27 protein-coding genes and 2 tRNA genes are annotated in these 26,433 nt (G+C 41.7%); 4 read left to right on the forward strand and 25 right to left on the reverse strand.

The features are described from left to right. Positions 1-12: 12 nt before the first annotated feature. The gene (locus tag BOD01S_RS21335; protein WP_036150989.1) at positions 13-2,364 is read right to left on the reverse strand and encodes a SpoIIE family protein phosphatase; all 2,352 of its coding nucleotides are present in this window, start codon (positions 2,362-2,364) and stop codon (positions 13-15) included. 196 nt (positions 2,365-2,560) lie between these two features. Between BOD01S_RS21335 and BOD01S_RS21340 the strand changes: the two genes are divergently transcribed. Then, positions 2,561-2,637, forward strand: a tRNA-Met gene (locus tag BOD01S_RS21340). A 2-nt stretch (positions 2,638-2,639) separates the two neighbouring features. Further along, positions 2,640-2,711, forward strand: a tRNA-Glu gene (locus BOD01S_RS21345). Positions 2,712-2,755: 44 nt separating this feature from the next. Here the strand turns inward: BOD01S_RS21345 and abc-f are convergent. Continuing rightward, the gene (abc-f, locus tag BOD01S_RS21350; RefSeq protein WP_036150900.1) at positions 2,756-4,360 is read right to left on the reverse strand and encodes a ribosomal protection-like ABC-F family protein; all 1,605 of its coding nucleotides are present in this window, start codon (positions 4,358-4,360) and stop codon (positions 2,756-2,758) included. A 319-nt stretch (positions 4,361-4,679) separates the two neighbouring features. Between abc-f and BOD01S_RS21355 the strand changes: the two genes are divergently transcribed. After that, positions 4,680-4,871, forward strand: coding sequence for a hypothetical protein (locus BOD01S_RS21355; RefSeq protein WP_036150902.1), 192 nt, complete (start codon positions 4,680-4,682; stop codon positions 4,869-4,871). A 124-nt stretch (positions 4,872-4,995) separates the two neighbouring features. On the opposite strand, the gene BOD01S_RS21360 is transcribed toward BOD01S_RS21355, so the two are convergent. The 8 genes from BOD01S_RS21360 to spoVT form a co-directional block, all read right to left on the reverse strand. After that, complete coding sequence (locus BOD01S_RS21360) at positions 4,996-5,424, reverse strand: S1 domain-containing RNA-binding protein (protein WP_036150904.1); 429 nt, start codon at positions 5,422-5,424, stop codon at positions 4,996-4,998. Positions 5,425-5,642: 218 nt separating this feature from the next. After that, positions 5,643-6,068, reverse strand: a complete 426-nt coding sequence (locus BOD01S_RS21365) for an FtsB family cell division protein (protein WP_036150906.1) — start codon at positions 6,066-6,068, stop codon at positions 5,643-5,645. A gap of 50 nt (positions 6,069-6,118) precedes the next feature. After that, positions 6,119-6,574, reverse strand: coding sequence for a spore cortex biosynthesis protein YabQ (yabQ, locus tag BOD01S_RS21370; RefSeq protein WP_052124698.1), 456 nt, complete (start codon positions 6,572-6,574; stop codon positions 6,119-6,121). Continuing rightward, a complete protein-coding gene (gene yabP / locus BOD01S_RS21375) occupies positions 6,574-6,867 on the reverse strand; it encodes a sporulation protein YabP (RefSeq protein ID WP_036150908.1) in 294 nt (97 codons plus the stop codon). The genes yabQ and yabP overlap by 1 nt, the downstream gene beginning before the upstream one ends. Positions 6,868-6,976: 109 nt before the next feature. Then, positions 6,977-7,267, reverse strand: a complete 291-nt coding sequence (locus tag BOD01S_RS21380) for an RNA-binding S4 domain-containing protein (RefSeq protein ID WP_036150911.1) — start codon at positions 7,265-7,267, stop codon at positions 6,977-6,979. A 2-nt stretch (positions 7,268-7,269) separates the two neighbouring features. Next, positions 7,270-8,733: a bifunctional methyltransferase/pyrophosphohydrolase YabN gene (gene yabN, locus BOD01S_RS21385; protein ID WP_036150992.1), complete on the reverse strand. Its 1,464-nt coding sequence runs from the start codon at positions 8,731-8,733 to the stop codon at positions 7,270-7,272. An 8-nt stretch (positions 8,734-8,741) separates the two neighbouring features. After that, positions 8,742-10,331: a putative polysaccharide biosynthesis protein gene (locus BOD01S_RS21390; RefSeq protein WP_036150913.1), complete on the reverse strand. Its 1,590-nt coding sequence runs from the start codon at positions 10,329-10,331 to the stop codon at positions 8,742-8,744. Between the two features lie 214 nt (positions 10,332-10,545). Next, entirely contained in the window at positions 10,546-11,082 is a 537-nt protein-coding gene (gene spoVT, locus BOD01S_RS21395) for a stage V sporulation protein T (protein WP_036150915.1), read from the reverse strand. A gap of 220 nt (positions 11,083-11,302) precedes the next feature. Between spoVT and BOD01S_RS21400 the strand changes: the two genes are divergently transcribed. Then, positions 11,303-11,620: a hypothetical protein gene (locus tag BOD01S_RS21400; protein WP_036150918.1), complete on the forward strand. Its 318-nt coding sequence runs from the start codon at positions 11,303-11,305 to the stop codon at positions 11,618-11,620. A 56-nt stretch (positions 11,621-11,676) separates the two neighbouring features. Here BOD01S_RS21400 and mfd read toward each other — a convergent pair whose 3' ends face one another. The 15 genes from mfd to BOD01S_RS21475 all read right to left on the reverse strand — a co-directional run bounded on the left by mfd (position 11,677) and on the right by BOD01S_RS21475 (position 26,308). Continuing rightward, on the reverse strand, positions 11,677-15,195 hold the full coding sequence (gene mfd, locus BOD01S_RS21405) for a transcription-repair coupling factor (protein ID WP_036150921.1): 3,519 nt from the start codon (positions 15,193-15,195) through the stop codon (positions 11,677-11,679). Between the two features lie 239 nt (positions 15,196-15,434). Further along, a complete protein-coding gene (locus tag BOD01S_RS21410) occupies positions 15,435-15,662 on the reverse strand; it encodes an anti-sigma-F factor Fin (RefSeq protein ID WP_036150924.1) in 228 nt (75 codons plus the stop codon). A gap of 55 nt (positions 15,663-15,717) precedes the next feature. After that, positions 15,718-16,281, reverse strand: coding sequence for an aminoacyl-tRNA hydrolase (gene pth, locus BOD01S_RS21415; RefSeq protein WP_036150927.1), 564 nt, complete (start codon positions 16,279-16,281; stop codon positions 15,718-15,720). Between the two features lie 204 nt (positions 16,282-16,485). Continuing rightward, complete coding sequence (locus BOD01S_RS21420; protein WP_036150930.1) at positions 16,486-17,130, reverse strand: 50S ribosomal protein L25/general stress protein Ctc; 645 nt, start codon at positions 17,128-17,130, stop codon at positions 16,486-16,488. A gap of 123 nt (positions 17,131-17,253) precedes the next feature. After that, positions 17,254-18,213 (reverse strand): ribose-phosphate diphosphokinase, encoded by a 960-nt coding sequence (locus BOD01S_RS21425; protein WP_036150933.1) that lies wholly within the window; start codon positions 18,211-18,213, stop codon positions 17,254-17,256. A 31-nt stretch (positions 18,214-18,244) separates the two neighbouring features. Continuing rightward, positions 18,245-19,612, reverse strand: coding sequence for a bifunctional UDP-N-acetylglucosamine diphosphorylase/glucosamine-1-phosphate N-acetyltransferase GlmU (glmU, locus tag BOD01S_RS21430; RefSeq protein WP_036150934.1), 1,368 nt, complete (start codon positions 19,610-19,612; stop codon positions 18,245-18,247). 213 nt (positions 19,613-19,825) lie between these two features. Next, the gene (spoVG, locus tag BOD01S_RS21435; protein WP_036150936.1) at positions 19,826-20,125 is read right to left on the reverse strand and encodes a septation regulator SpoVG; all 300 of its coding nucleotides are present in this window, start codon (positions 20,123-20,125) and stop codon (positions 19,826-19,828) included. Between the two features lie 250 nt (positions 20,126-20,375). Then, positions 20,376-20,750, reverse strand: a complete 375-nt coding sequence (locus BOD01S_RS21440; RefSeq protein ID WP_036150938.1) for a RidA family protein — start codon at positions 20,748-20,750, stop codon at positions 20,376-20,378. After that, the gene (gene purR / locus BOD01S_RS21445; RefSeq protein WP_036150940.1) at positions 20,747-21,577 is read right to left on the reverse strand and encodes a pur operon repressor; all 831 of its coding nucleotides are present in this window, start codon (positions 21,575-21,577) and stop codon (positions 20,747-20,749) included. The genes BOD01S_RS21440 and purR overlap by 4 nt, the downstream gene beginning before the upstream one ends. A gap of 77 nt (positions 21,578-21,654) precedes the next feature. Further along, positions 21,655-22,521 (reverse strand): 4-(cytidine 5'-diphospho)-2-C-methyl-D-erythritol kinase, encoded by an 867-nt coding sequence (gene ispE, locus BOD01S_RS21450; RefSeq protein WP_036150942.1) that lies wholly within the window; start codon positions 22,519-22,521, stop codon positions 21,655-21,657. Between the two features lie 182 nt (positions 22,522-22,703). Continuing rightward, complete coding sequence (locus BOD01S_RS21455) at positions 22,704-22,892, reverse strand: small, acid-soluble spore protein, alpha/beta type (RefSeq protein WP_036150944.1); 189 nt, start codon at positions 22,890-22,892, stop codon at positions 22,704-22,706. 136 nt (positions 22,893-23,028) lie between these two features. After that, positions 23,029-23,286, reverse strand: coding sequence for a biofilm formation stimulator Veg (veg, locus tag BOD01S_RS21460; protein WP_036150994.1), 258 nt, complete (start codon positions 23,284-23,286; stop codon positions 23,029-23,031). Positions 23,287-23,425: 139 nt separating this feature from the next. Continuing rightward, positions 23,426-24,313: a 16S rRNA (adenine(1518)-N(6)/adenine(1519)-N(6))-dimethyltransferase RsmA gene (rsmA, locus tag BOD01S_RS21465; protein WP_036150947.1), complete on the reverse strand. Its 888-nt coding sequence runs from the start codon at positions 24,311-24,313 to the stop codon at positions 23,426-23,428. Continuing rightward, positions 24,306-24,872, reverse strand: a complete 567-nt coding sequence (gene rnmV, locus BOD01S_RS21470) for a ribonuclease M5 (protein WP_036150949.1) — start codon at positions 24,870-24,872, stop codon at positions 24,306-24,308. The genes rsmA and rnmV overlap by 8 nt, the downstream gene beginning before the upstream one ends. A gap of 230 nt (positions 24,873-25,102) precedes the next feature. Continuing rightward, a complete protein-coding gene (locus BOD01S_RS21475) occupies positions 25,103-26,308 on the reverse strand; it encodes a G5 and 3D domain-containing protein (RefSeq protein WP_036150952.1) in 1,206 nt (401 codons plus the stop codon). Positions 26,309-26,433 lie beyond the last annotated feature (125 nt).

The following is a 26,433-nucleotide window of genomic DNA, read 5'->3' on the forward strand; positions in this document are numbered from 1 at the left end:
CTCTTCACCTTCTTACACTAAGTTTAATACCGACCACTCTGGATTAATATGCTTTATTTTGCAGGCAATAACCGTACAATCATCATCTATGTCAAATATACGCTTGTATTGCGCCATTACATCGTACAATAATACGTCAGCCGAAAGATGCGGCTTATTTGTCTGTTTCAGCAGCTTTAAAAAAGTAGTTTCCTGCTTATGCCAATTACTAGTTCCTTCAAACAAACCGTCTGATGCCATAATAATTATATCATCTGCCTTCAGCCGAAGCGATTCCGTTTCAATAGAGAAGGTTGGCATCATTCCTACCGGTGCAGCATTGCCTTCTATTTTCAATACATCCTTTCCGCGAAGAATATAGGTAGCGATTCCCCCGGCCTTCCAGGACCAAAGCGAGCCGTGCTGCAAATCAACAAGGGCAAAGTCAATTGTGGCATATAGATCGCTGTCACGCTTTAAAGACATGACATAATGGATCGTATGCATAGCTGTCTCCGGATCCATATTATACGTCAGGCATTCACGCAGCATACGGATAAGTGTATCGCTTTCCTTACGTGCACGGCGGTCCTGTCCCATCCCATCAGACAGCATAACAGCCGTCAACCCTTCATGAATCGGGAACAATGCATGGGCGTCCCCAGATGTTTGGTATTTGGCCTGGCTATAGATTCCCTGCTCCATCGTGAACCGAACCGATGACTTTACACGTACCTCCACGTAAGGGAACGGCACCTCTCTATAATCAATCCGGTCTACATAGAACGGCTCTGAAAAACGTTCATATAAAACCGGGAGCAATACCCGTTCACTAAGCTCTGTTACATGTTCTGCCTTCTCTGCTGTAACAGAGCAGACGATACGGCGGCGGCCTACTTCATTTGATAGGATATCCACTTGAAAACAGTTCAGCTGAGCACTTTGAAATTGATCCAGCAATTCATTTTCCATCGATTGAAATGTCACAGATTCCCCCTGCATTTGCTGCAGCAGTCCGTTTAAATGATGACTTACATCCTGCAGCTGGAGAGCAATCATTTTCTTCCCATGGAAAAGCTGGTTATTCATTTGCTCATTGTATAATATTCTCTCAAGTTCTTGCAGCAATTTTGATGACTTGATACATTTTGCTTTTAGCAGTTCCTCCGCCTGCACAGTGGCAACTGTTTTTCTAGAGGCCCTTGCCCGGTAATATTGCGAAATAGGCTCCACAATATTTTGTTCTTCTCCCCAGCAATGGTCGTACCGGAAGCATTCCTGGCATATATTGCACGGCTGGAGATTCTTGGGCGCTGCAGACTGCTCAGTAAAACGATCAAATACAAGATCCTTCATGAAGAAAACAAATTGCTGGAACTGTTCAATTGTTTGAGCCATATTATTCGTCAGCCATTCTTGCCTTCTTAATAAGACTTCTTCCCGCTTTGGATAAAAAAGTATCCGCATTTTCTCTAGCGCAGAGCCGCTTATCAGCAGGAATAAAAGTGTTGCGGTCGCAATGGAAGAGAAATAAACAATATCCAGTGGTAATGTTGCATCATAGAAAAAGAAAAAAACGCTTGGTGCAATACCGCTAAGCGCAATGCCTATCCTTCCCATCCTCATACTGCTGCCCGCAAAGACACCGGTCAATGCATAGAGTGCAAGCATGCCTGTAAACGAAAGCTCCGCCATGCCAACGATAGCCCCTAATATCGTTGCAATAATCGTAGATAATGTAACGCCGCCGACAAATGCTGCGATATAAATAAAAAGATGAAGACAAATAATAGCTAGATTAAATATCGAAAATGTAAAGGAAGACATACCTGTCAGGATGGCTGCCAGGATAAAGAACGCTGCTCCTGCCCGCTCATACGACCATTCCGCTGACCAAAAACGATATGGGGGCAGCAGAGTGAAATGTAAAAAAATCGTCATCACTGTGGCAAGGACTACTTCACAGGCAACGTAAAATTGTATAATCGGCGGCGGCCAGCCCATATAAACGATGCACTGCCAGCCGGTCTGGACAAGCAGAGTCGCTAACATCACGAGAACCGGAAGCGGTAGTCTCCTCATTCTTTTTAATAACTGATACGCGCAGATTTGCAGGCAGACAATAACAAACTGCCCAAATCCCAGCGTTAAGGTACCGATCATGCCCCCGATTAATGCCGGCCATTTCACATGCTGGTACCGTAAATTTACAATCGCCCAAAATGGGACAAAAAACGGGACTGCCGCTCCAAAAAAGACGGACTTCGCTAAAAAGAAACCGATCCCTAAAAAAGTAAGCTGCAGTAAAAAGGCTAGTCTCTTTTCACTTCCTGCTGCCCGCTCTCCATCTAAGTTCGATAATTGTCGTAAAGCTTGAGTTGTCACCAATTTTCCTCCCCCTTTATATGGGGTCTATTATAAGAAATGAGAGAACGGAATTTTGTCTGTTTGTATCGGCTCCTTCTGAAAATTGTTCGACGGAAACGCTGACATTATGATAAATAAATACATAAGATTTCTATTAAAAAACTGCTTGACACTTTCAGGCATCGCTAGTAATATAGTCTTTGTTGTTAATTTTGGCGGCGTAGCTCAGCTGGCTAGAGCGTACGGTTCATACCCGTAAGGTCGGGGGTTCGATCCCCTCTGCCGCCACCAACGGCCCGTTGGTCAAGTGGTTAAGACACCGCCCTTTCACGGCGGTAACACGGGTTCGAATCCCGTACGGGTCATATCAAAAGCGTAGGACGATTTTAGATCGTTCTACGCTTTTTTATTACTTCAATGCATTGATTTTTTTTGTCAGTTCTAGGAACTTCGCATCTAATTCTGCATATTCTTCATCTTTATTCGTCAATATACTCAACTTTCCTAATACGTGCTGCCGTTCATTTTCAAGCTTCATCCGTAGATCTTCCTTATCATCCCTTTCTTTTGGTGGCTTTTTATGTTGTGACTCGCTTAATTTCACTTCGGTATTTGTGATTTTTTGCCGAAAATAACGATCATGAGAGACAACAAATAATGTACAGGGATAAGAAAGTAATGTTCTTTCCAACTGTTCACGTGATGGAAGATCTAGATGATTGGTCGGTTCATCCAGCAGCAGTACTTCTGTCTCATTTAAAATATATTGCATGAGCTTACATTTCACGCGCTCCCCCATGCTCATCTTCCCTATTGGTTCTTTCCATTGCAACTGGCTAAATCCGAGCTGTGACATGATTGTTTGTACCTTACCACGTTCTTCAAATGTTTCTCTTTCAAACAGTTGAGCGGGTGTAGCATGAAGGGGCAGATCGAACACCTGCTGCGATAAGTAGCCGATCTTTGCTGTTGGAGAGCGCCACACCGTTCCTTCCGAAGGCCCTATCTCGCCTGTCAGCAACTTCAAAAGAGTCGTCTTACCGCTTCCATTATCACCGCTAATGGCAATGCGTTCTCCTTTTTGTATCGTTAAATGGAAATGTTTGAACAACACGTTATTATCAAAAGCTACTGTTACATCTTTTAATTCAAATAGGCGTCTTCCTTGTTTCGCCTTTCCTTGAAAATCAAAGAACACGTCGTGCTCCTGCTTTACTTCCTCTACCTTTTCCTTTTGCAACTGTTTTTCCAAAAGCTTGCGTTTCGACTTGATTTGGGCATCGGTTCTCTTTGCCTTTACACGATGATACTCTTTAAAACCTTCCTGCTTTGTTGATTGTTTATGTGCTTTTTGGGACCATGCAGTCAATTCACCGATCTGCTTTTCAATCTGCTCTATTTTTTTCTGTTGTTTATCATAGGCTGCCTGCCTGGCTTTTTTCCGTTCATCCCGCACATAAATATAATGAGAGTAGTTCCCTTCCTGCTCAATGATCCCCTGTTCCTCGATTGACCAAATTTTTGTTGCGACCTCATCTAAAAAATGCCGATCGTGTGAAACGATAATCATCGCACCTTTGTAATTTTTAATTTCTTTTATTAAAAAAGAAACGGCAGTTTCATCTAAATGATTGGTTGGTTCATCCAGCAGAAGCAGTTCCGCTCCCTTTGAAAACCCTTCTGCTAGACGCCACTTTAGCTGCTGCCCACCACTTAGCAGCTCATATGGCAATTCCGGAATACGCCAATGCCTCATCGAAGGTAAATAGTTCCCCTCATAATGCTCTACTTCTTGGGGAACAAGCTGGATTGTTATACGTTTCCGCCAGTTCAACTGACCTTCTATTTCTTTCATCTTCCCTGCAATAGCAGAAAGAAGCAACGACTTCCCCGCTCCATTACGCCCGATGACCCCAATGATTTCCCTTTCCTTCACTGTCAATTTAGCTTCTTTGAAAAGCAGCCGCTCCCCTGCTTCTACAGTCAAATGCTCTGTCGTTAAAAGTTCCTTCATCTTTATTCCTCCGATAAAAATGGAGAGAAAAAAATCCCTCCAATTATTTTGGAAGGATTAGTCAGCAAATAAAACGGCAGAAAACACCGCTTTTAATACTTTTTTTGGAAATGGGCAGACTAATCCTATTTTACTGAAACATTCGTTTTCGACTGCTCATGAAAATAAGATTAAAAGTCCATCTTTCACCCATCGTCCCTTCTATGTGTACTTATTCTTACTATAATAATGTATGAACAATTTGTCACCTATAAATAGTAAGACACAGCTTTTTTTGTCCCTCATAGTCGTTTATGATGGAAGAAGGAGGTTGGAAAGTATGATGAAAGATTTTCGTGTATTGTCGGCCCTATGTGCGGCCAGTGCACTGTTTATTTCGCTAGGCTTCTTTTTAACTGAGACGCCCGTTCTCCTACAGATTCTTCTGTTAGTAATCGGGCTAGTGATCGGTATTATTACGTTTATCGGCTTAGTAAAGCTATTTATCGCACAACAAAAAGGAAACGTCTGAAAAATGGACGACCTCTCTTCCAGGTCAACTGCGTGCAGGAAGAAATAAAAAGAGCGAATCATGCCAATAAACATGATTCGCTACTATATATCACACTTTTTCTACAATTAAAACAGCCAGCAAATTACCCTCTGCGTGCTCCACGGCCGCCACGTTTTGATTCTGTGGCACGTTTTAATGTAGCTAAACGCTCATCGCTATCTTTTAAGAAACGTGCCATTTTTTGCTCGAAGTTTTCTTTCGGCTGACGATCGTTTCGCTCGTGTGAACGATTGTTATCACGACGAGGACGCTGCGGACGCTCTGGTCGCTCAGCTTGAGGCTTTGCTTTACGAATCGAAAGACCAATCTTCCCATCCGCTTCAACATTCATCACTTTTACTTCAACTTCATCCCCTACTTTGAGATGTTCGTTGATGTCTTTGACATAGTTGTCTGCTACTTCACTGATGTGCACTAGACCCGTTTTGCCATCTGGCAGCTCAACGAATGCTCCAAAATTAGTGATTCCTGTTACTTTCCCTTGTACTTTGCTGCCTACTTCAATTGACATAAAAAAAATGCTCCTCCTTAAAATTTAAGCGACTGTATCAGTCCTGAAATATCGTGAAACTTTTATCAGTTTCTCTTCTATTATAGCTGACCAGGTTTACCTGTCAACAACACTCTCTCGCTATAAAACGACAAATCGGCTGAAAGTCCTTAATCTTTCCTATGATTTTAACCCATTTGAAAAGGCAAACGTCGCATAGCGCGTGTTCGCCTTTTTTGTTATTGCTCGTCGTCTTCTTCTTTTTTGTTCCCTTTAGGAATAGTAAAGATGATTTCCCCATCCTCTGAGAGGAAATATTCTTTACGGGCTAACTTGGCAATATAATCATCATCTTCCAGTTTAGTTATTTGCAGCTTCAGCATCTCCTGCTGTTCTTTGGCCGCTGCAAGTTCTTCCTGTGCTTGGCGTTTCTCTTCTTCCTTCTCTGCCAAACGTGTATGTTGATTCATTCTTGCACTAACTAAAGCGATACATATAATAGCAGCAAACACAAAAAATACTGCTAATCTCCGACGGCTTAACACTTTTTGACGTTGTTTAATTTGTTGCTTCTTTACCTGTCCCGCGTTTGAACGGACATAGTCATTATCCAACGTTTTAACAGAGTCTCTATGTACTTGTTCTTGTTGTTGACGCTGCGCCACGCCGTTCACCCCCATATTCTTCGAATAGTATTATTTCCTATTATACGTATTTACCTGGCGGAATTAAACCGTTTCTTAGAAGTTTTATAAATTTTGGAAAAGGGTCTTCCTAAAAACTTCACGATTCCAACTACTATGTGAATAACTTTTCGAATGATGAGGAAAACAAGATGACCGACAAACAGAAAAGGCCTAATTACTATATTCACAAAAACTCTTCCAATGAAACGCATTATAGGCTGAAAAAATAAATCATACGCAATAATTCCTGCTATTTGGGCAATAGGGTCTATTGCCCGCCATTCCCCGCCTTTAATTAAAAATAAAAAATAAAAAGTAATCGTACCCAAAATGGCCCAAAAGCCTATTTCAATAAAAGGTGACAGCTTATTAAAAATTGATTTTTTCGGTAACGAGGAAGTCATATGCCGGATACAATCAATTACTGTTCCGACCATAATGCCTGCCAAGAACATGATGAACGTGCTAACTAATTGTACTGACATTATCCAAATAATTTATGCAATAGGCTCTTCGATAGGCCTGAGTCTTCTTCATCATATTGAACAAGCTTGACCATTCCTTCTAATGTAAGCAGTCCCTTGTCCACATCTAAATGGACGATTTTTAACTCTTCCCCGCGAATGAGCAAATGCCCCTGGGATGTTCTAATAAAAAATTCCTCTTGGTCGAACCGCTCAATCTCCTTTACCGATGTCATATCCATACGCTTACGATTACGCAGCGTTATTAAATGATCTCCTGATGGAATTGTATATCTTGTGCTTTCAGTATGCATATTAGCTCCCCTTCCTTGTCCACTTTCTACACTGTATGCACACATAAAAAAAAGCATGACAGTAAATTTTACTATCACGCTCTATTTTTTTGCCTATATTCATTTCTTATTATTCTTCATCATCTATGAATTCAGGCTCGATTTTTTCTAGCTTTTCTTCTTTCACAATCGTAAACATACCGGCCGCTTCTTCTTTACGTACATTTTCCCGCAGCTCTTCTACACGCGCTGTGACAATCTTTTGACCGAATCGGATAGCCAGCTCATCACCGACTTTCACAGTGCTGCTGGCTTTAGCTGTTTTACCATTGATCGTAATACGGCCCTGTACTGCCACCTCTTTTGCCAATGTACGGCGCTTGATTAATCTTGATACTTTTAAAAACTTATCTAAACGCATGATTATTTCCCCTTTTCCTGTCGCTTTGCCTCATTCCAAAAGGCATCAAGCTCTTCTAAAGTAAATGACGTAAACTCTTTACCGTTCTTCTTTACCTCGTTCTCTATATAACGGAAGCGGCGTGCAAATTTTTCATTCGCATGGAGCATGGCCTCCTCGGGAGAGATCTTATAATAACGTGCCACGTTTACTAATGTAAACAGCACATCACCAAATTCATCCATCCGCTGTCGGGCATCGCCCTTTTCTATTTCTACCTGGAATTCTTTCATTTCTTCCATAAGTTTATCCCATGCTTCTTCCACATTCGGCCAATCAAAACCTACTTTCGCAGCCTTTTTCTGATAGTTATAAGCTGTCTGTAAAGAAGAGTCTGCACGGTATTCCCCATCTAGAAGAGGCTCTTTCTGTTCGCCTTTTTCCGCCCGTTTAATTTCTTCCCAGTTTGCCACTACCTGTTCTGCATCTTCGACAGCTACATCACCGAATACATGCGGATGGCGCCGGATCATTTTTTCACTAATAGAGGCGAGTACCTCTTCTAAATTGAAATAACCATTGTCCTCTCCGATTTGGGCATGGAGAAATACTTGTAGCAGAACATCTCCCAGCTCTTCAATCATGGCATAGTCATCTTCTGCATCAACGGCAGCCAAAAATTCATGCGCTTCTTCCAGCAAATATTTCTTCAGCGATTCATGCGTCTGCTTCTGATCCCACGGACAGCCATTTGGACCACGGAGAGTGGCGATAATTTTGCGGAATGTCGTCCAGTCACGTAATGCCTCTTCGTCAGACGCTACAGGTGGTACATAGACCGTTGTTAAATTATTCAATTCTGCCACATGATCCAGCTCATAAAGGGGCACGGTCAATAGCTTTTCCTTCGAAGAGCCTGCTGCAGTCACAATCGTTACCGGATAATCATCCCGGTACTTTTCCATTAATGTCAGTTTTACTTCTGATGCGCTGAATGCATCATAAACCTGAGCAATTAAAATATGCTGGCGCATATTGATGTCATACACCGACATGCTTGTCCCATCAAGCAGTTGGAACCCTTCAATCGGGTCGATCTTCAATGCTCCAAAAATAGGATCCAGGAAACTTTGTCCGCCCTCGATTTTTAAAAGCACTTCCCCGTTTCGCTCTGCTTCGATGAGATGCTGCACTGTCTGCTCTGCAACAAGGGGATGCCCGGGTACTGCATACATGACCGGCTCACGCTTTGCTGCTTCTATCAGCACTGAAGCAATTTCTTCATACACGGGAGCAAATGTATCGTGCTTTTCATATATGTAGTCCAAGCTGGAAAACGCCACCCCTTCCTCCTTTAAATCGCAGAGTACAGGGTGATCTTCTGTACGCACATATAACTGTTTTGCCTGCTTTAATTGTTTATAAACACCCATCTGCAGCTGATCGAAGTCCGCTGCCCCAAGGCCAATAACCGTTAATTGATACATATTGACACCTACTTCTTTTGATTTAACCATAATTGATACATGGCCATCTTCCGCCCAAACGGAATGATGAACCATTCCCTTGCACTAAGTAGACGGAGTTTTGCCACAATAGTGATAAAGGTAAAAGCACCAAGAATAATTAGAATAACGCTATAAGTAATAGATGTCATTCGAGCGGACTCAAGATGAACGACCCGCTCCAATACAGCTATAGCAACTTCTATTACCAATATCATTGCAATACTGGCAACGGCTAATTTTCGATAAAACGATCCGTTCGCCAATCTCATATTCTTATATTGCTTTAAATAATACATCAAGGCAGCCGCACACATAAATAGACCAATATTACTTGCCAAAGCCGCTCCTATAATGCCAATAAGGGGGATAAGCACAATATTTCCACCTAGTTTTACTAAAAAGGCGCCTACTAAAAAGGCGGTAGGCATCTTCAGCTTTCCGTAGCCTTGCAGCACTGACGTGAACGTCAAAATAATGGAAAGCGGGATGATCTGAAGCACATACAGCATTAAGACGATAGTAAGCGCTCCCGTTTTAAACAGCAGTACATTGACATAAGGCATAACAAGGATAAGTCCAAGAGATGCGGCTACTCCGAAAAGGAGGGACGCCCGGTACGTCAGTTGGATATAAGGGACCTCCGCTAATGCGCTTTTTTTCGATTTGTAGGCGACAAGCGGCACAATAGCCAGCGAAAAGGAGGACGCAATCACAATTCCGAGCTGCACTAACGGCTGACCGCGGTCATAAATGCCCTTTGTCTCCATTGCTTCTATTCTCGGCATCCCTGCATCTGCCAGCATAGAAAAGATAGTAAAGGAGTCAACAAGCTGAAAAGCGAGCAGCAATAAACTACTCATGCTTACACTAATACTAAAAAGCGTTACTTCCTTAATAATCGGCCACTTTGGAATAATCGCCCGTTCTCCGAATAAAAGCCGGGACTTCTTCATATATACAAATAATAGGATGACGCCCGCCAATTCTCCAATTACGGTTCCCAGTACTGCCATGTTTCCCGCAGCATAAACGGTACCGGAAAAGGCAGTCATTATTATAATCGTCCCAATCAAAATAACGGCTACCCGGATAGACTGCTCAAAAACCTGCGCATAGGCGACAGGTTCCATCACGGCACGGGATTGAAAAGTACCTTTCATTACAGCTAAGGCCGGCATAAAAAGCGTTACAAATGCACCGGTTTTCAAAAGAGGAGCTAGTCTTAGATCTCCCATCCAAGAGGACAATATATCTGCTCCGAAAAACAGAAGGGAAAAAAAGAGTACAGATAGCACAGTTAAATATTGAAATACTGTTGATGTAATCCCTTGTTTTATTTGTTTATTTTCAGTATCGGCCAATAGTTTTGAAATGGCGACTGCAAAGCCGCCGGATGTCCATACGACAAAAAGAGAAATGAATGGATAGACCTGCTGATACACATAGAACCCCTGATCCCCTACCATGTTTTGAAAAGGAACACGGTAGACGGCACTCAATACTTTCACAATCAGCGATGCAATCGTTAATAGCAGGGCACCCTTCATATAGCTTTTCATACTAAATTGTGAAGACATATAAAATCCTTCCTCATCTATACAATGGTACAAGTATACCATGATTAGGAAGACAGTTCTTGTTCCAAACCGAAGAGGGACACACAAAAAACGCCCCGTTCTTTGTAACAAACAGGACGTTTTTGGAAAGCCCCATATCGTCCTGCATAAGGATGACATGATGTTCTTCTTATATGGAAAGCCAGGATGGTTGTTACCCATCTGTTGGCTGCTTCTAACTTTCCATTTGTTTCGCCAAAAAGAGGGCACCGATTTCGGCACTTTTTTGTTCTACTGCCCCAATTAATCCATCTTTTGAAAGGACATAAATAGCGCCGATAATATCGCCATTTGCAAGAATAGGGACAATACAATACGATTTCACTTCTTCATACTGACCTGGAACAAGTTCGATAACAGTTTCCTGTTGATGTAATATTGGGCGGCGTTCTTTCATCGAATCCTCTGCAAAAGAAGAGAGACGTCGATGACTATAAGTCTTTTTGGCAACACCGGCAATGGCAATCATTTCATCGCGGTCACTAAGGAAAATCGGTAACCCTAATGCTTCGTATAATGATTCCACATACTCCGTTGCAAATTCGCTAAGATCATTGATTGGTGAATACTTTTTTAAAATGACTTCACCTTCACGATCAGTAAAGATTTCAAGCGGGTCGCCTTCACGAATCCGCATCGTCCGGCGAATTTCTTTCGGTATAACAACACGCCCTAAATCATCAATCCGACGTACAATACCTGTTGCTTTCATATGCTACCTCACTTTCCACAAATTTAGCTCTGTTCCCAATTAGTATGGTTAAGCAAATTGTAAACTATGCAACAAAAACATTAATGTGGGTAGTAAATTATAACTAGTTTATTGATTTATTTAGTAATACGAGAAGACTAAATTCAGAATAATCGTTATTTTAACCGTTTATTTGTTTTTGAAATGGGTATATAGCTAATAAAAAATGAGGGGGATATTTATGCGAGTAAACCGAGTAGAGAGCAATTCCGATGCGTATAGACAAACTCAATTTTATGCAGGCGAGCATTTAGCTTACTATTACAATCCAGTTGATATAAAGAACCGTCCACAAGTACGTACTGAGGTAGAAAGCGGCATTTTCACTAGATATCTCGAAAAATATAATGGACAGCGCGATATGCTGACAACTTCTTCGACAAAGGAAAAGATGTTTATGGAAAAACGCCAGGAACATGCCGATCGCGAAGAATTGATGCAACGATTAAATTATACGAATGGAATGCATTATAGTGCAGCGCAAAACATTTCCATATAGTTTTTTCCATAGGTAAAAGGCGGACATCATTTTTTATACATAGTCCGCCTTTTTTATTATGCTACCTCTTCTTTTTTTGCCTCTGACACAATCTTCACCATTTTTTCTAATACATCAAGCGGCTGATACTTGCCGCATTTTTTCATATCAATTGTCAGATTCAGCTTTGTCCCATCCATACCAAATCCTACTGCCCGTTCAAACTGCATGGAATCTGTGACAACTTTTGCTCCATCTACAAGTGCTGTGCCTTCTTCGGATAAATTAATTGTAATGACTCCCTGCTTTTCCTTAATGGCAGTAATTCCAGCCTGAAGCGCCCATACTTTTATCCGTGCAATACGCATTAAACGCTCCGTCTCTACCGGCAAATCACCAAATCGGTCCTGCAGCTCATCAATGATTTCGAAGTAATCTTCCTCACGTTCCATCGCTTTAATTCTTTTATACATTTGGATTTTCTGATAACCGTCTGGAATGTAGGCATCCGGAATATAGGCATCTGTCTGTAAGAGAATTTCAACTTCCGGTTTTTCTTCTCTTTTCACACCAGTACGGCGTTCTTCAATAGCCTCCTCCAGCATTTGAGAATATAAATCAAATCCGACTGAGTCAATGAAACCATGCTGCTGAGCTCCAAGTAAATTCCCGGCTCCCCGGATCGATAAATCACGCATGGCAATCTTAAAGCCTGATCCCAGCTCTGTAAACTCTTTGATGGCTTGCAGACGGTGCTCTGCTACTTCCGTCAGCACTTTATCACGTTGGTACATAAAATAAGCATACGCGACACGGTTTGAACGTCCAACACGTCCACGCAGTTGGTAAAGCTGTGATAATCCCATTCGATCGGCATCATGGACAATTAATGTATTTACATTAGGAATATCAACACCGGTCTCAATAATTGTCGTCGTTACTAATACATCATACTCGCCTTCTAAAAATGTGAGGATCACAGACTCCAGCTCTGATTCCGTCATGCGTCCATGAGCATAACCAACTCGTGCTTCCGGAACGAGGGCACGTATCTCTTCTACACGACTTGTCATATCCTCTACACGGTTATATAAGTAGAATGTCTGCCCTCCGCGTGCCATCTCCCGTTCAATTGCTTCACGTACTAATGCCCCGCTATGCTCCATTACATATGTCTGGACAGGGAATCGGTTTTGAGGAGGTGTCTCAATAACAGAAAGATCCCGTACACCCACCATAGACATATGCAATGTACGAGGAATTGGTGTTGCAGTTAACGTTAATACATCAATATTCGTCTTTAGCTGCTTAATTTTTTCCTTATGTGTTACACCAAACCGCTGCTCTTCATCAACAATGAGAAGTCCCAGGTCTTGATATTGTACATCTTTCGATAAAATACGGTGTGTTCCGATTACCATATCGACCGTTCCTTCTTTCAGCCCTTTAATCGTTTCAAGCTGCTGTTTACGAGTCCGGAAGCGGCTTAGTAAACCTACATTTATCGCATGTTCTTCAAAACGCGCTTGAATAGTTTCATAATGCTGCTGGGCTAAAATCGTCGTCGGCACTAAGAAGGCGACCTGTTTTCCATCCTGGATAGCTTTGAAAGCAGCTCGAATAGCGACCTCTGTCTTTCCATAGCCTACATCTCCGCATACAAGGCGGTCCATCGGGCGTTCGCGTTCCATATCATGCTTTACTTCCATGATTGTACGCAGCTGGTCATCTGTCTCCTCATAAGGGAACTCTGCTTCAAAAGCCCGTACTTCATCGGAATCCGGTGCAAACGCATAACCCTTTTCCGCCTCGCGCTTGGCATATAATTTAATTAGTTCATCCGCAATATCATGGACCGCCGAAGATACTTTCGCCTTTGCCTTTTTCCATTCGGCACCGCCCAGCTTATGAAGCTTTGGTTCTTTATCTTCGGAAGCCACATATTTTTGGATGAGATCAATTTGGTCAACAGGGACATAGAGCTTATCATCCGCACGATAACGAATATGGAGATAATCTTTATGTGTGCCCCCCACCTCTAATGTTTCAATGCCGATATATTTCCCGATCCCATGATGAATATGGACAACATAATCACCAGGCTTGATTTCCGTATAAGACTTAATGCGCTCTGCATTCGTCATTTTTTGCGGCCGCTTCTTCTTCTTTGCCTGCTGCTTAAACAGCTCGTCATCTGTGACAACAGCGATTTTCTGCATAGGCAGCTCAAAGCCAGCGGACAGCGCAGCGTCTATCAAAAAGATGCCTGGACCATTCGGCATGCCGATTTGCCCTTCTATATGATAGCTCTCTAGCATCCGCTGCATTTGCTGCAGTCTTTCTACACCACTTGCAGCAAATAGAACAGTAAACTTCTCACGCTCCCAGCGCTCTACTTCATTTTGCAGCAAAGCAATCTGTCCATGGAACTGCTGCATCGGCTTACAGGAGATATTTGTTGTTTTGGAAAAGCGGATGCCGGCAAATGTACGGGCAAATAATGCCAAAGAAATTGTTTGCTGGCGGAGCATTGCCGTTATTTCTTTAAAGGAGAAGGAAGGTTTTACGTCATGGAGCATTTTCCCCTCTTCAATCAAGGATAAAAACCACTCCTCTTCTTCACGTTCCCATGCATCCATTACCTCCTGAATGCGCCCCAGCTCATCAAATAGCACAATGCCATCTCTTGCAAAATAATCCCCTAAAAAAGTAGTTTGCTCAAATAGAAGAGAGCCATATTTATTTACATGATCGGGAAGATTCCCTTCCTTTAGCATCGTGATATCATATTGAATGTTTTCAACAAGCAGCTCCTGCAGCTCGGGATTTTTGACTTTCTTAAGGCTGTTTGCTAGAGCGCCTTCTAAGCGTTCCGCGAGCTTCAGCCGATCTGCCCCCGATAGTAAAATCTCCATCGCCGGTAAAATACGAGTAGTATCCATCTTCTCAATCGACCGCTGTGTATCCGCATCAAAGGAGCGGATGGAATCCACTTCCGTATCAAACAATTCAATACGGATTGGCGCATCTGCATATAAAGGATAGATATCTAAAATCCCTCCACGCGCTGCAAATTCTCCCGGAGCCGTCACCATACCGCTGCGTGCATAGCCCATTGCAACAAGTTTTGACAGCCACTTGTCCATTTCTATCTCTTCACCAACAGCTGTCTGTAAAGAACTTTCTTTCCATTGGACAGGAGGTGTTATATATTTCCGCATGCCGGCTACTGGGACAATGTAAATACCCGGCGTTCCTTTTGCCAGATGGTCCATCGTTGCAATCCGCTGAGCCCGCAGCTCATGGGAGGCAATAGTCATATCAGCTGCGATGAATTCGTCTGCTGGGTAATAAAAGACAGATTCGTCTCCAACTAAAGAGGCTACATCATCGGCAAGCTTCTGGGCCTGCAGTAGATTTGGTGATAATACATAGATCGGCCTGTTCGTTTCCTTAAATATGGACTGGATAAATGCTGGTCTTGCCCCTCCTGTCAGACCGGTAATTAATTGCTGATCCGCCTCATTTTTATCGATCTGCTTTAGCAGTGTATTTATATGTTTATCTTGCGAGAATAGCTGATGAAAAACTTCCATTTAAAAACCCCTCTCATTTGAAAGAACTTGCATCCACTTATCCATTGGCAATATTCATTCTATTTTTCTTGTTTTTTACAAGGATGAAAGAATATTAGATAAAAGGCTCATACTCATGACATATTTGCAGCAAAAGAGAATCTTCCCTAAATAAAAACGGAAAAAGCCTTGGCACACTAGACCTTTTTAGGTTTACATGTGCCAAAGCGACCTGCTATTTTTCTCATTTACCTTTTTTATTACTGTAACCAATTTTTCAGCGCATGGTAATCGGGAAATTGGCGGAGCGAATCTTCGCAATGCTCACAGATCGAATGAACGATTGTTTCGCCGCGTGCATCTTTTTCAATATAATCATCAATTTCCCCAATTTCAAACAGGTGTAACTTACGGATTGTTTCCTCTGCATCGAAAGGCAACCTTCCAATTTCTGTTTCACAGTGTCTGCAGCGATAACGAACTGGCATATGCGTCCTCCTTTGAATACATGTGTATTCAAAGTATAGACGTTCTTCTATTTTTTTATGCGCCGTTAAATATGTTCATGACATCTAAAAATTTTTTCGACAGCGATGCTTCTATGGCATCACATGATTTTTTGATTGCTTCCTGCACGATTGGCTCATCATCTTTTGAAAACTTGGACAACACATAATCGGCGACCTTGATACCGGCGGGCGGGCGGCTGACTCCTACCCTAATTCGGTTAAACTCCTGCGTGCCAAGATGCTGGATTAATGATTTAATGCCATTATGTCCGCCCGCACTTCCTTTTTGACGTAAGCGCAGCTTCCCTGTTTCCAAATCTAAATCATCGTAAATAACAATAATATCCTCAATCGCAATATCAAAATAATCCATGAAAGGCCGTACACATTCACCTGACAAGTTCATGTATGTCAGTGGCTTTAACAGCATAACTTTTCCTTCGGGGCGATGTATGGTCGCATACATCCCATTGAATTTTGACAGATTTAACGGAGCTCCCCATTTATCCGCCAAAGCATCAATAATATCAAATCCTATATTATGACGGGTATGTTCATATGGTTTCCCCGGATTACCTAAACCTATAATTAATTTCATTTTTATAAACCTCATTTAAATTTTAATCGTAGCTTATTTTAGCATATCTATAAAAAAAGTTCTTTCGAGAAAAAAGTAGGCCTGTATTCTTACCTGATTATGTAAATATTATTATATCCTACTATGGCTTAAATAGCTGAGGTTATGCCTACGTCCGATAAAAATTGTGAAAAAAAGAGTCCCGTTAATAGGGACTCCGCTCTTTTAATCTTCGCGTCCAGGTCGTTCTGGGTCTAGCTTTTCACCTGTCGCTTCTACATCGTCTGCTGTTACTGCCTCAGCATCTGCATCTGCCTCAACTTTCGTTGGAGGAGTAATAGTAGCTAATGTATAATCATCATCATTTAATACTTCAAAATTAATTTTTCCACGTACATCAGCTAATGACAGTGTATCGCCGACATTTAGGTTTGATACATCGATTTCGATAGCTTCCGGGATATCCGAAGGTTTTACTTTTATCTTTATATCTCGGTTTGGCTGCGTTAATACGCCACCTTCCTTGACACCCGCTGACTCACCAACGATTGTGATAGGAACTTCTACTTCGATTTCCTCACTCATGTTGATTGCTTGGAAGTCTATATGCTTTACGTGGCCTTTTAAGGCACAGCGCTGGATTTCATTGATAACAGCATTCACTGTCTTTCCTTCAATATTTAATTTAAACACGGCGTTTTGGCCATTTGTCTGAAGCTCCTTCAGTAAGCTTTTAGCCTCTACACTAATAGGAGTGGCTTCTGTTTTATAGCCATATACATTTGCTGGTATGCTGCCATTATTACGTACTTCGGTTAAAATCGAACGAGCGCCAGTTTCGCGTTTTGTTGCTTCTAATACTGTACTCATATCTCACATTCCCCTTTTCCATAAAAATTTTTCACTTTATTCTTTACCCTTTATGAGGAAACTTAAACTATCCCTATTAAAAAAGCCGTTTCCTAAAAAGGAAACGGCTTTTCATTTATTTGATTAGTCAAACAGAGTACTTACAGATTTATTTTCATATACACGTGAAATAGCATCAGCCATCAAGCCAGCTACTGAAAGTTGTTTAATTTTTGGAGATTTACGATCTTCTGTTAATTGGATCGTGTTCGTTACAACTAATTCCTTAATCACTGAGTTTTCAATACGCTCGATTGCAGGACCTGATAATACAGGGTGTGAACAGCAAGCATAAACTTCTTTTGCCCCTGCTTCAAGCAGTGCGTTGGCACCGATTGTAATCGTGCCTGCTGTATCGATGATATCATCTATTAAGATAGCCACCTTGCCTTCAACATTACCAACAATATTCATTACTTCTGCTACGTTTGGCTTTGGACGACGTTTATCAATAATAGCAATTGGAGCTTTCAAACGCTCTGCCATTTTACGGGCACGCGTTACACCGCCGTGGTCAGGCGATACGATTACTACATCATCAGGATTAAAACCTTTTGTTTTGAAGTAATCAGATAAGATCGGCACTGCTACCAAGTGATCGATTAAAATGTCAAAGAAGCCTTGGATTTGTGGTGCGTGTAAATCTAATACAATTACACGAGTAGCTCCTGCAGTTTCTAAAAGATTGGCTACTAGTTTTGCTGTAATCGGCTCACGAGCTTTTGCTTTACGGTCTTGACGAGCATACCCATAATAAGGCATTACTACGTTTACTGTTCGTGCAGAAGCACGTTTTACAGCATCAACCATAATTAATAGCTCCATAAGATGTTCGTTTACAGGTGCAGAAGTGGATTGAACGATGAATACGTCGCAACCGCGAATACTTTCTTCAATACTAATTTGAATTTCTCCATCACTGAAATGCTTTACAGATGATTTACCAAGCTCACAGCCCATTTCTTTTGCAATTTCTTCCGCAAGAGGGTTGTTTGAGTTTAGCGAGAAGATTTTTAATTTTGAGTCAGCGTATTGATACGGCATGATGGCCTCCTGTTTTTTCTAATTAATGAGTTTATTTTAATTTGTTACTAACGTAATTTAATTTATTCTCCTGGCGCGCGCGTGCAATAGCTAACGCATCACCCGGTACATCCTTCGTGACTGTAGAGCCTGCCGCGATGAATGAGCCAGCTCCAAGTGTTACCGGCGCCACTAAATTCGAATTGCATCCTACAAATACATCATCTTCAATAATCGTTTTAAATTTGTTCTTACCGTCGTAATTAACTGTAATGGTACCACAGCCGATATTGCAATTATCCCCTACTTCAGCATCTCCTATGTAGCTTAAATGCGATACTTTTGTATAGTCACCTAAATTACTTTTCTTCACTTCTACAAAGTTACCAACCTTTACGTGGTCACCAAGCGAAGAAGCTGGACGAAGGTGTGCAAATGGTCCGACAGCAGTTTCATTTCCTACTTTACTTTGTAGCACAACAGAGCTGTGAATCGTCGTTGAGTCGCCGATTTCACTATCCACAATATGACTGTTTGGCCCGATGATGCAGTCTTCGCCAATTATTGATTTTCCTTCAATAATACAGCCTGGCTGAATCACGGTATCAGAGCCGATAACCGCATCAGCACTAATATGTGTTGTAGAAGGGTTAATAATCGTGACTCCATTACGCATATGACGCTCATTGATACGGGCGCGCATAATTTCCTCAGCCTGTGAAAGCGCAAAACGGTCATTAACACCAAGTGTTTCTTCAAAACTCTCTGTTACATAGGCAGCAACGAGATCTCCTTGCTTCTGAAGGATTTCAATAACGTCCGGAAGATAATATTCTCCTTGGGCATTATCATTTTTTACAAGTTTCAAAGCCTCAAAAAGCGCCTTGTTATCAAAACAGTAAGTACCTGTATTGATTTCTGTCACTTTTCTTTGCTCTTCTGTTGCATCTTTTTGTTCTACAATTTGAGCTACGCTGCCTTCAGCATCTCGTAAAATACGGCCATACCCAGTCGGGTCTTCTGCTACAGCTGTTAAAATAGTCGCTTTAGCGTTTTGCGAAGTATGGTAGTCAAATAAGGCTTTCATTGTTTCAGGGCGGATTAATGGTGTATCACCACAAACCACTAATGTTGTACCTTCAAGCGAACCAAGAACAGGTTCTGCCTGTTGAACAGCATGGGCTGTTCCGAGCTGCTCCGCTTGCAGCACATATTCGCTTTGCTCTCCCAGTTGTTCTTTTACCATTTCGGCGCCATGCCCGACAACCGTTACGATACGTTTTACATCCAACGTTTCGATATGGTCTACAACGTGTTGAACCATTGGCTTGCCGCAAACAGGGTGGAGCACTTTATATAATTTGGACTTCATTCGTGTTCCCTGACCAGCTGCTAGCACGATAGCAAAAATATTAGTCATCTTTAAGTCCCCCAATTCAGCTCAGTGTCTCTTATGACTATATAGTAAATTCACGCGATTTTCAAGGTATTCGGACTTGACAAAACATTGACACATCCGCATTTTCCCATGACCGTCCTTTGCGCCTTGAAAACGCTTATTCGGACGGAATTCTTCTTTTCCCATATAAAAAGAGTCTACTCTTTTGCGGAGTAGACTCTCTTTATATTAAAATTATACATTCGCTTCTTCTAGTTCCAGGACTTCCTCTTCATTTTCTTCATCTGAAGCATGATAAGCAGCCAAGACGATCTCCTGAATCTTATTACGTGTCCCTGAATTGATCGGATGGGCAATATCCCTGAATTCACCATCCGGCGTACGCTTGCTCGGCATTGCTACAAATAGGCCGGAATTCCCGTCGATCACTCGAATATCGTGGACGACGAACTCATCATCCAATGTGATGGAAGCGATAGCACGCATTCTACCATCTGTCTGTACACGTCTTAATCTAACATCTGTTACTTCCATTCTTTCACCCCTCTCTTCTAAGATGCCACCTTTTATGAGAGTTAATTTCTTCAAAAAAACTTAAATTCCTTCTTTAATTAGTAGAAATTTATAAATATTTTAACTTTTTCAATTTATCGGACATTACTTGATCAAATCTTTGCATACTAATCTATTTACAAGAATGTTATGGGCATACTTCTATCATAAACCATCAATTATTATCTTTTAACAAAAAAGCGCCGCTTTATCAGCAGCGCTTTCCCACTTATTATTTTACTAATGCAATAACTTCGATTTCGACCTTGACGTCTTTTGGCAGACGGGCCACTTCCACGGCCGAACGTGCCGGTTTATGCTCACCAAAATGAATAGCATATACTTCGTTCATTTCAGCAAAGTCATTCATATCTTTCATAAATACCGTTGTTTTTACGACGCTGTCCAGCGAGCTACCCGCCGCTGCAAGAACAGCTTTCAAATTCTCAAAAACCTGGTTCGTTTGTTCCTTGATATCCCCTTCTACTAACTCGCCTGATGCTGTTAGAGGGATTTGTCCTGAAGAGTAAAACATGTTATTTACGATAATACCTTGTGCGTAAGGACCGATTGCTGCCGGTGCTTTGTTTGTAGATACTGTTTTCATTCTTTTCTCTCCTTTGAAAAATAATTGCCTTCACTTAATGCAATTGTTCGATCCTTCTCGTTTACTTCATGAAGCTTCACCAATGAATAATAGTCATAAACAAGCGTTTCATCCGCATGTTCTGCTTCAACAAGGACAGCCATCCCCGCTAGCTCACACTCGAACTCTTCAAGCAGGTTTTTCATACCGTTCATTGTGCCTCCTACTTTCATAAAATCATCTGTAATAAGGACACGTTGCCCGCTCTTCATGCTGCGCTTTGATAATACCATCGTCTGAATACGACGAGAAGAACCTGATACATAATTAATACTTACTGTAGAACCCTCCGTCACTTTACTGTCACGGCGTACAACAACGACCGGTACATTTAAATGTCGGGCGATTGCATGGGCAATTGAAATCCCTTTTGTTGCCACTGTCATGATAACATCAATTTGCTTGTCCGCAAATGCACTCGCAAATACTTTCCCCACCCGGTTCATCAGTTCCGGATTTCCTAATAGATCTGTCATAAATAAGTAGCCGCCCGGTAATAACCGATCTGACTGTCTAAGTTCTACAATTAGTTCATTAATAATATCCTTTACGTCCTGTTCAGACGTTTTAGGGATATATTTCACTCCGCCTGCTGCTCCAGGCACGGTCATCAGCAACCCGATTCCTTTTTCTTCAAATGTTTCTTTTACAATCGATAAATCTTCACTAATAGAAGATTTAGCTGATTGATATAGAGTAGAAAAATAAGTTAGCGGGATCAGCTGATGTGGATGCTCAAGTAGATAGTAAGTCATATCCACAAGACGTTCACTGCGCTTCCATTTCATTTGATCCTCTCCCATATCATAATTAAATCACTATAAACACGAACTTTTAATAGGTAAATTACCACAAATATACGCTTTTAAGCAAGTGGATTCCGCTCTCCCAGCATCCGTACTATATATACCTCTTCACAGAACCCCCGCAGGCCATTATAAATACGGGTAGCTCGTGTTTCTGAATCAACCAGCCCAAATACAGTTGGGCCGCTGCCGCTCATTAGCACGGCATCCGCCCCAAAGCGCTGCATTTGCTCTTTAATCGTTACTACTTCCGGGTGCAGATTGAACGTTACAGTTTCGAGTACATTCCCAAGTGATTGGCAGACAAGTTCATAATTCTGTTTCTCAATTGCCTCCATCATTCGCTTAGTATCTGGGTGTTTGATCCCATCGAGCTTCAGCCCCCCATATACATCTGCTGTAGAAACACCGATTTTTGGTTTTGCCAGTACGACCCAGCAGGCGGGAGGGGCGGGCAATTCCCTAATTTTCTCTCCGCGTCCTGTAGCCAGTGCCGTTCCACCATACACACAGAAAGAAACATCCGATCCTATTTTTGAGCCATGCTCAGCAAGTTCATCCATTGTTAACTGTAAATTCCACATCTCATTTAGCCCGCGCAAAGTAGCAGCTGCATCGCTGCTGCCGCCGGCTAGTCCTGCTGCAATAGGAATTTCCTTATCAATCTTAATTGATACACCTTCAGAAATCCCATATGTATCCTTCAACAGCTTCGCTGCCTGATAGGCAAAATTCCGTTCATCATCAGGGACAAAGCGGTCAGCAGAGATAATTTTAATAAGGCCATCTTTCCGAGGCTCTAAACCAATTCGATCAGCTAAATCCACGGTCGTCATGATCATTTCCACCTCGTGGTAATGGTCAGGTCTTTTATATAAAACATCTAATGTTAAATTAATTTTAGCGGGTGCCTTTACATACAACATGCCAAAATCCTCCTTACATCTCGCACATTGCGAATATCATTGTCCTTTATTTTACCATACTGCAGAACAAGGCACTTATGGAAAGTATAGAAACTTTTTAGACTGTCCAATTACGGAAAAGAAGCTGTCTCGTTATCGAGACAGCTTCCATCAGCCTTATTTCTCTTTTTGGTTCAACCTAGCTAAATGTTCTTGTTGCGTTTTTCCGCTGCAAGACCTTCTTCGGCCATTTCAATGGCACGCTTGACCATATTTCCAGCATCACGAGCTTTAATCCCGCCCCAGCCTTCTTTTTGTACGACATCATAAAATCCGAGTTCCTTGGCAATCTCTTCTTTTAGACGTGGTGACATGATCTTTTCTTTAGCCATGCTTTCTTCCTCCTTTTGAATATAAGGCTGACAAATGTATTATGTGTGAATATGCTTTGTCTATACACCTTTAAAAAAAGGAAAAACACCCATTTATATGGGTGCTCCATTAAACATATAAGATAAAAACTAAACCCTATTTAGCGACAGCAACCGTGTCATCTAAAAAAGTAATCTCTACTGCTTCTGTTAAGATATCTGTGTAGCTGTAAGACACACGTTTGCACGCATTATCTTCCTGATCAAGCTCTACAACGAACACTGCACGATAAGTTTCGCTCAGTACGCCTTCACACTCAACCGTTTTCTTGCGACCCCCGTTTGCTCGTAATTGCAAACGTTTACCCAAATGACACTCTAACGACTTTTTAATGTCAGCTAACGTTTTTGGCATTTTCGCATACACCTCACTAAATAAAAGTATATCACAAATAGTCAGTTGAGTCAATAAAATATAATATTTTATCACCATGGAATAATTTCCGTCAACTTTTTTCTTAAAAAAAACATTATTTTTTTTTAGGAAGTTCGATTTATTGACGTTTGTAAAATATAGGATATAGGGCATCCGCTAAACGGCCGAACTCTTCAATTGTAAGTGTTTCCCCTCGGCGTGAAGGGTCTACTCCTACTTTTTCAAGCGCCGCTACAATAGCTTCTTTATTTTTTTTGCCATCTGGCATACCTGATTGTAGGTTATTAAGAATTGTCTTACGCCGCTGGGCAAAGGACGCGCGTGTTACTTCAAACAGGAAATCTTCATTTATGACTTCCACAGGCGGCTGGTCATGTCTTATCAGACGGATGACAGCTGAATCCACGTTCGGCTGTGGCATAAACACGGTCTTTGGTACAATCATTGCCACTTCTGCCGTACAATAGTACTGGATAGCAATGGATAATGAACCATATTCTTTCGTACCCGGCTTGGCAGTAATACGATCTGCCACTTCCTTTTGCATCATCACGACAAAGCCTCGAATCGGCAGACGGTCATTGAGCAGTTTCATTAAGATAGGTGTTGTCACGTAATAGGGAAGATTCGCTACGACCATAATGTCTTTGATACCCGGCATTTCCACCTCAATTACCTTTGCCACATCTGCCTTTAAAACATCTGAATGCACGATTTTTATATTATCGTAAGGACTTAATGTATCCTCCAATACAGGCAAAAGGCGTTGGTCAATTTCAAATGACACTACTTTCTTTGCTGCTCTTGCCAAGTGCTCGGTCAGTGCTCCAATCCCTGGACCAACCTCAATGGCTCCACTTTCTGATGTAAGATTGGCATGACTTACGATGTTCCGTAGAATATTCGGGTCGATTAAAAAGTTCTGCCCTAGGCTCTTTTTAAAAGAAAAGCCATACTTATTTAAAATTTCCTTTGTACGAATTGGTGTTGCAATGTCCTTATGCATCTTGTTCCTCCTGATTTAGCTGTGCAACCGCAGCGCCAAATTGTTCCACTGTAATCTGGAACATAATAAGACGTTTGTGCAGCTGTTTTCCATTTGTCATTCCTATATTTAAAATTTCGCCAAGCTTATTACGACGCTCTTTGGACTGGGGGTGTCCGATTAGTCTTGCCAGCATTAAATCTTCGAGGGTAATCTGTTCTTCAAAATGCTCCCCTGCATTGATTGTATAAACATGTAGCAATGCGTGGCGGATATCCTCGTCACTGGCATGTTCAATGCCAAGTCCCCGCCCGTTTTTAGCGATTGTCTTTTCCTTTGCTAAAAATGCGTGCTTTACACCAGGTATACGTTCTTCGATAATGGCCCGAATGCGGCGCCCCGGATAATCAGGGTCTGTAAATACAATAACACCCCGCTTTTTTTGAGCATGCTCAATTCGCCGTAGTGTTTCCTCAGAAATAGCAGATCCATTCGTTTCAATTGTATCAGCACCAACAGCACGCTTGATGGCAGTTGTATCATCCTTGCCTTCGACGACAATGATTTCTTTTATATTCAAAGTATGTCCTCTTTTCCGTAAAGCTTCTTTTCGTATTTTAACACATCCAGCAGAATGCCACCCATCAGAAAGTGATCGCTGAATACAGATAGCCTCCCGCAGCAGTACATCCATCTTCTATAACGGAAAAATTATCGTTTCAGGAATGCTTCCACTCTTGATTTTTCACATAAAAATAGCCTTCCCGCCAGTCAAAAACGGGAAAGCCGATCATTTTGGAATTCTATTAACTAGTTTAATACTTTTATGCGCACCTTTTTACGCCCCCAGCTTGCCGCTTTGGACTTGGAAGATACAAATACATCAATTTTATGACCTTTAATAGCGCCGCCTGTATCAGCAGCGATAGCATAGCCGTAGCCCTCTACCCATACTTTTGAACCTAATGGGATAATGCTTGGATCCACAGCAATAACTTTACTAGAAGGGTTTGCTTTTAAATTCACCCCTGTAGCTGTGACACCTGAACAGCCTGAGCAGCTTGCTGTATAGGCTGTTGCCGTCACATAAAATTCCTTGCCTTGTGAAGGGGCAGATGAATTACTACGTGAAACACTGGCTGTGATCACTTTTGTTCCTACTGCTACAACCTGCTTTGTCGGCGCCTTCATGACATTTTCCTTTTGCAATGTCTTAGACACTACCTTACCATTCTCTTTCACAACTTCAAACGTACGTTCAACAGTACCCTTTTTACCCGTTGTGACTACTTTCTCTTTTCCCTTCAACAAAGAAGAATCCGTTTTCTTTTCAACTGCGAAATCGATTGATTCTTCCACTACATCGGTAACCTTTTCTACGCGAACAACTGCGATGCGATCGCCTGGAGTGATAACCTCCTCCATCTTTTTCCCGACACGATCATATTCGCCTAATGTAATCCCTTGTTGTTTCAAAAAGTTAGCGACCGTAGTCGAAGTGGACCATACTTGTCTCTCTTCTAAACCATCGACAAGCGTTAACTGAAACGCTTTTTGAATATCGATTTTGTGATCTGCTCCTACTTCTGTATCTAAGCTAAGTGAAATATCATCATGCTCTGCTACTTCAATATTTGCCTCTTCCAAAATGTTCTTCACTCGTTTTTCAGTTGTCCAAATAATTGACTGATTTCCATCAACTGAAATAGTAACTTCTTTAGCCTGTTCCCAATCAATTGTCATTCCGCTGACAACTTTGGTATCCAGTGAGGGTGATAATTTATCATATTCTGAAACAGTGATGTTTTGGTCTGCCAATACATCTTTAACTGTTTTTTCGTGTGTTGCCACTTCCAGCTGTTCACCGTTTGCATTGATGACAACCGAATCCTTCGTTCCCTGGTATAAAACAAATACAATAATTGCTACAAACAGGACAAGAGAGAAAATTCTTACCGCTGTTTGCTTACTCCTCAATGAACCAAAGAACAGATTTTTCATGGTGTCATTTGACATGAAAAAACGCCTCCTTTAATACTCGTTGGATTATACGGACTCCGTTTTAAGCTGTCAACATAAATGCATATTCCAGTCACCTAGCGACAGCTTGCAAGCCTTTCCAACAGCAGTATTGGAGGCGT

It is taken from the genome of Lysinibacillus odysseyi 34hs-1 = NBRC 100172, assembly GCF_001591965.1.
GTDB lineage: Bacteria > Bacillota > Bacilli > Bacillales_A > Planococcaceae > Lysinibacillus_B > Lysinibacillus_B odysseyi.